Origin of the sequence: Chitinophaga sp. (assembly GCF_035564935.1) — a bacterium.
Lineage (GTDB): Bacteria > Bacteroidota > Bacteroidia > Chitinophagales > Chitinophagaceae > Chitinophaga.
In genome coordinates this window covers 1-6,387 of record NZ_DATMTE010000564.1, presented here as the reverse complement: position 1 = coordinate 6,387, position 6,387 = coordinate 1, and the positions used below count along the sequence as shown (strand labels likewise).

The following is a 6,387-nucleotide window of genomic DNA, read 5'->3' as shown; positions in this document are numbered from 1 at the left end:
ACTGCTCACCGGTACTATCACCTCCAGATAATACTTGTTTCCACTTTTATGAAGATTTACATCTACTACCAATCCCAAATGGCTCACCGATTTATTCGGTATCTCATCCATAAGCTTATTGTAGTCATGTATACCTACAATAACGCCATTATCATCGATGCCGATAAATAAACTGCCGCCCTGGGCATTCGCAAAGCAGCATATCCATTTGAGGTACTCATCTTTCCAGGATTGTTTATATTCTTTATTTTGTTGTTCAGTCATAAATGCAGTCATTAAAAAATGTAAGTTTCAAAATAAGGCGGGACACAATATTATCTGTAATGTGGGTGGAGACTATCTCGTAGATGATAACAAATGTGGATTAACAAATCGGCAAACAACATTGATTAAATATATCCAAAAAAAAGCGTGATACAATTCAATATTGCATCACGCTATCTGCTAACAAAGAATATTTACCTCACCCCTTCATCTGCCACGACTTCGTTTTTGTAAACGCCCTCAATCCCTGGTGCGACAACGTAGCGCCAAAACCCGAATGCTTCCTGCCGGCCCATGGCAACCCCGCTGTAACACGGTCGCAGCAATTCCAGTAGCCGGTACCCGCATTCACCTGCGACAGAATAGCCTGCGCCCTTTCACCGTTGGAGGAATACACGGAAGCAGTAAGACCATATTCCGTATCATTCATCATTTCAATCGCTTCTTTATCGCTTGCTACTTTCATAATTCCTATCACGGGTCCAAAGCTTTCTTCCTGCATAATTTTCATGGAATTATCCACATCGGTGAGAATAGTGGGCTCAAAGAAATTGCCTTCATGTGCAATAATATGACCACCAAGTTTCAGGGTGGCGCCTTTTGCGCGAGCTTCCAGTACCTGGGTTTCCAGCACTTTTAATTGTTCTTTCCTGGTAACAGCGCCAAAGTATACGCCATCATCAGTAGGTAACCCGAGCTTCCAGGATTTAACGGCTTTTACAAATTCTTCCACGTACTGGTCGTATACTTTTTCATGCACGTAGATGCGTTCTACGGCGCAACAGCTTTGTCCGTTATTATAGAAAGCGCCGTCGGCGGTAGCTGCTGCTACGGCAGCAATATCCTCGATGTCGTCTGCCACATACAGCGGATCTTTTCCGCCCAGTTCCAGCTGGCAGGGCAGCATCCTGGGCGCTATTTTTTCGTAGATATATTTGCCGGTTTTATAGGAGCCGGTAAAGAAGTAGCCGTCAACTCTCAGGCCAAGCAGGTTGTCTCCCACGGTTTTTCCACCAATGGCTATTTTGAAGGCATTGTGTTCCAGGCCCGCGTAGTAAAAGAGCTTTTCGATTTCCATACCGGTGAGCACCGCATATTCGGAAGGCTTATAAAGTACGGTATTACCTGCCAGCAAAGCGGGAATAAATACATTAACGCCTACAAGGTAAGGATAGTTCCATGCGGAGATGTTACAGATAATGCCCAGCGGTTCGTAGGAGATTTTTTCTTTTAGTGTATCCGTATTCGTTACCCATTCGTCGGAAAGATATTTTTCTGCATTCTCCAGCATCCAGTTGATCCGGGTAATGGCGCCGTTGATTTCGTTGCGCGATTGCTGCAATGGTTTTCCTGTTTCGGAAGTAAGTATGCCGGCCAGTTTCTCTATTCTTTTTTCCAGCTGATCCCTGAAGCGGGCAATCACTGCAATACGCTCTGTCAGTGGCTTCGCGGACCAATGATCAAATGCCAGCCGGAGCAGGGCGGTTTTCTCAACAACCATTGACAGTGTGTCTTCCCGGAGAACAACCAGGGTTTGTGCGGTGGCAGGATTAAAAATTCTCATTTCGTATAGTTTCGTACTGCTTGAAGAAATGTTGCTTTAATTTGTTGGGAGAGCGGGTTGCTTTCTTTCTCCGGCATTCTTTCCGGGTGCCATTGCACACAAAGCATAAAGCCTTTCCCGGTTTTATCTTTAAATTCAATACCCTCAATAATTTCATCGCTGCTATCGGAAGTAGCGCTCACCATAATATTTTTTCCCAGGCTGGCGGGATGAATGCCCTGGTGATGGGCGCTGTTCACCTGCCCTTTTTCCAGGCCGGTAGCCTTGTACAGTAAAGTATCTTTCCGGATGTTTACCCCATGAATTTTATCGCTGCTATCTTTTTTATGGATTTTGTTGGCGGCTTCGCCGATATCTTCATACACTTTCCCGCCTTCCAGTATGTTGATATACTGCAATCCCCGGCAAATGCCCAGTACAGGTAATTGCTGCTGCTGGGAGTATTCATAAAGACGTTTTTCAAAATCATCTCTTTCGGGTAAAAACTCCTTCGGCCGGTGCGGATAATTCTCAGCGCCGCCGTACAGCCGCGGAATTACATCTATGCCACCGGTGAGCACCAGCCCGTCGCAGGTATAAATATCTTCTGCATTGTTACGGAGGAAAGACAGGATCACCACTTCCAGGTCATCGCCAAGATCTTCGGGCGTGAACCATTTTTCGTAGTTGGTAAAGCTGGCTTCCGTATAGCTGAGCCCTATCTTTTTCTTCATGTTTATAGCGCGTTTAGGTACAACTGTTTGAAATCCTCCCTGCTTACCGGTTTAGGGTTGTTGGGATGTGCAAAATCGGCCAGCGCCAGGTCGGCCAGCGTTTCCACATGTGCATCCGTAACACCGATATCGCGGAGATGATGCGGGATGTTTATTTTTGAATTAAGATCAAAGAGATATTGTACCACTGCTTCGCCGGTTTCCTCCTTCAGCTCCAGGGTCCTGGCAATGCGCCGGAATTTATCTTCAAAACCTGCAATATTAAATTGCATACCGTAAGGAATATTCACGGCATTGGCAAGGCCATGGTGCGTGTCCAGCAGCGAGGAGAGGGGATGCGCCAGGGAATGCACCACACCTAATCCTTTCTGGAAAGCAATAGCGCCCATCATAGAGGCCATCAGCATATTGCTCCTGCTTGCTATATCCGGGCTGTTGGTAGCTTTTTCCAATGAATTTTTAATGAGATAGATACCTTCCAGGGCAATACCATCGCATAAGGGATGTGGATTCTTTGCCAGGAATGCTTCCATATTATGCGTTAATGCATCCATGCCGGTGGCGGCAGTGATAAACGGCGGCAGATCCATGGTGAGGGCGGGATCAGCAAAAACAATTTTTGCCATCAGTTTGGGTGAGAAGAGTATTTTCTTCTGGTGCGTTTCATCATCGGCAATAATGGCGCTCCTGCCTACTTCGCTGCCGGTGCCGGCGGTGGTGGGCACAGTAATAAAATGAGGTACGTCGTTGGTCACATATACATCGCCGCCTATGAGATCGTCGTATTTGAAAAGATCTTCCCGGTGATGGACCCTTAGCACAATGGCGCGCGCCACGTCCAGCGCGGCGCCGCCGCCAATACCTATGATACTGTCGCGGCCTGTATGGTCCCAAAGGTCGGTGCCTTTGTACACATCACTCTTCACGGGGTTTTTATGGATATCGCTGAATACCTCCGCGGAAATATGGTGCGACTGCAGATCCTTCACGATCGATTTAAAAAATGATAATCCTGCTATCGTTGGATCGGTAACGATCATAGGTTTTGATAACCCGTTTTTCTGCAGATATGCGGGCAGCTCGCTGATCACGCCTGCGCCGAAACGTATCGTAGTAGGAAAATTATACTGAAATGCCATATGCGGTTGCTTAGATGATTTCAAAATATCTTTTCAATTCCCAATCGGTCACAGCTTTGGCATATTGCCGCCACTCCCATTCCCTGGTTAACGTAAAGTGTTCAACAAACGCTTCGCCGAACAGTTCTTTTGCAAGGGCCGATTCCTTCATTTGCTGGGTCGCCACATGAAGGTTCTGTGGTAATACACCATTCGAGGTGTCTTTGTACCCATTGCCGGTGGTTATTTTTTTGTCGAGCGGCAATTTATTTTTTACGCCATACAGCCCGGCGGCCAAACAGGCGGCCATCGCGAGGTATGGATTAGTGTCTGAGCCAACTACTCTTGTTTCCAGGCGGGTGGCTTTTTTATCGCCCGGTAAAGCCCGTAACGCCACCGTTCTGTTATCTATGCCCCAGGTGAGCGTGGTAGGGGCCCAGGCGCCTTCTACCAGCCGTTTGTAGCTATTGATAGTAGGAGCTATCAAGGGCAGTATTACAGGTAAACAGTGCAGTTGCCCCGCAATGTAACTTTTCATGACAGGGCTCATTTTATGTTCGTCCTGTTCGTCGTAAAATAAATTCTGCTTACTGTCGGCATCCCACAGGCTTTGGTGCACATGCCCGCTGCATCCCGGCAGGCTTTCATGGATCTTGGCCATAAAGGTGGCCATTACGCCATGTTTGTAGGCAATTTCTTTCACCGCGGTTTTAAACAGGATGGCCTGGTCTGCCGCCTGCAGGATCCCTGCGTACTTAATGGCTGCTTCATATACGCCCGGACCTGTTTCCGTATGTAACCCTTCTACCGGTATATCAAACTTTACCAGTTGCTCAAACAGGCTGCTCATATACTCATTCTTTAATGCGCTGCGCAGGATAGAGTAACCAAACATGCCCGGCGATAAAGGAGTGAGGTCACGGAACTGTTTCTGGTGGGCGGTATCAGGCGTTTCTGTAAAGTTGAACCATTCAAATTCCTGCGCGAAGTACGGTACATAACCACTTTGCGCTGCTGTAGCCAGCACTTTTTTCAGCAATTGCCGCGGGCATGCATACACCGGTGCATTGCTGGCTTCCACAAAATCACCCAGGAAAAAAGGCACCCCGTTCTCCCATGGAATTTTACGGAAAGTATGCAGGTCAATTTTTACCTGTGCATCGGGATAGCCGGTATGCCAGCCGGTATACTTCACGTTGTCATATACCACATCGCTCATATCCCAGCCAAAAGTAACATCACAGAAGCCCATCTTACTTTCTGTTACAGACACAAATTTCTCTGCAGCTATATATTTCCCTCTCAATACACCGTCGATATCAGCTATTGCCACTTTTACCTTACCGGACGGATGATTTTTTACATACGTTAATATTTCGGAAGTTGTCATGTGTGGGCAGGTTTAATGATTTTGTACAACAAAAAAGAAACGGCCAGCAGGGAAAAATAGATGATGCCAAGCAGCAGGTTGAAAATAAACATCGCTACTATGGAAATGGTGGCAATCACCAGCGCTACCACCGGGAACACCGGGTAGAAAGCCACCCGGAAAGGCCGTGGCAGATCAGGCTCCCGTCTTCTCAAAATAATAATAGACACCATGGAAATGATATACAAAGTGAGCGCACCGAAAACCGATACCACGATGATCTCTGAAGTTTTACCCGACAGCAGGGCCAGTATCCCGATCACCATGTTGCCCAAAAGTGCATTGGCCGGCGTATGAAACCGCGGTGAAATTTTACCCAGCGCTGCCGGCAGGTTATGTACCCTGCCCATCTCGTAGGTGGAGCGCCCAGCGGCCAGGATAAGCCCGTGAAAAGAAGCCACCAGCCCGAATAAGCCTACGGTGATCAGCAGGTGGTACATGGGATGGTTGCTCCCGGTAATTTTTGCCAGCGCCAGCGGTAGCGGGGAATCGGAGGTTTCACCGCTGATCCCGTTTTTATATACGATAGCTTCCCACCCGGCAATGCCGGTGGCAGACACAAATATCAGGATACAAAGAATGGCCAGCGTGAGGATGGCCCATCCAAAACCCTTGCTGATATCGCGCTGCGGGTTTTTTGTTTCCTCCGCTACATTGGCAATGCCCTCAATACCCAGGAAAAACCAGATGGCAAAAGGAATAGCGGCAAAAGCGCCGCCCCATCCAAATGGAAGCGGGTTGCTGGTGAGATGAACGGCCTGGAACTTTGGAAGCGATAAACCGGCAAACAGCAGTAGTTCCCCTACGGCAAAAATGGTAACGATCACCTCGAAAGACGCCGCTGCCTTTACACCATACACATTCAAACCGGTAAACACAAAATAAATGGCAATAGCGCTGGTAAGAATGGGAACCTGCGGGAAAAAAGCGTTGAAATAAGCGCCGATGGCAAATGCAATGGCAGGCGGCGCCAGGATAAATTCAATCACCTGGGCTATACCGGCCACAAAGCCGATATTTTTTCCCATTGCCCTGTTTGCATAATCAAAAACTCCTCCTGCTTTGGGGATGGCGCAGGCCAGTTCTGCATAACTGAAAGTAAACGTTACATACATCACCATGATCACAAGCGTGGCAATGGCCATACCTCCTGTGCCGCCTTTTTCAAGGCCAAGATTCCAACCAAAATACATACCTGAAATAACGTACCCTACTCCAAGTCCCCACAGCATAAAGGGAGTCAGTGTTTTCTTTAAGCCCTTGTTTTGTGTCATTTGAAAGATCTCTGTTGCGTGTATC

General features: G+C 47.6%; 6 protein-coding genes. All 6 read right to left on the bottom strand.

From position 1 onward, the window contains the following. Window positions 1–264: ATP-binding protein (locus VN105_RS14630; protein ID WP_325642136.1), on the bottom strand; the 264-nt coding region annotated here is incomplete at its 3' end. A gap of 199 nt (window positions 265–463) precedes the next feature. Continuing rightward, window positions 464–1,828: an aldehyde dehydrogenase family protein gene (locus VN105_RS14625; RefSeq protein WP_325642134.1), complete on the bottom strand. Its 1,365-nt coding sequence runs from the start codon at window positions 1,826–1,828 to the stop codon at window positions 464–466. Further along, window positions 1,825–2,541: a gamma-glutamyl-gamma-aminobutyrate hydrolase family protein gene (locus VN105_RS14620; protein ID WP_325642132.1), complete on the bottom strand. Its 717-nt coding sequence runs from the start codon at window positions 2,539–2,541 to the stop codon at window positions 1,825–1,827. The genes VN105_RS14625 and VN105_RS14620 overlap by 4 nt, the downstream gene beginning before the upstream one ends. A gap of 2 nt (window positions 2,542–2,543) precedes the next feature. Then, complete coding sequence (locus tag VN105_RS14615; RefSeq protein WP_325642130.1) at window positions 2,544–3,680, bottom strand: iron-containing alcohol dehydrogenase; 1,137 nt, start codon at window positions 3,678–3,680, stop codon at window positions 2,544–2,546. Between the two features lie 10 nt (window positions 3,681–3,690). Continuing rightward, entirely contained in the window at window positions 3,691–5,049 is a 1,359-nt protein-coding gene (locus VN105_RS14610; RefSeq protein ID WP_325642128.1) for a glutamine synthetase family protein, read from the bottom strand. Continuing rightward, the coding region (gene eat / locus VN105_RS14605) for an ethanolamine permease (RefSeq protein WP_325642126.1) at window positions 5,046–6,387 on the bottom strand (1,342 nt) is incomplete at its 5' end. The genes VN105_RS14610 and eat, both read right to left, overlap by 4 nt.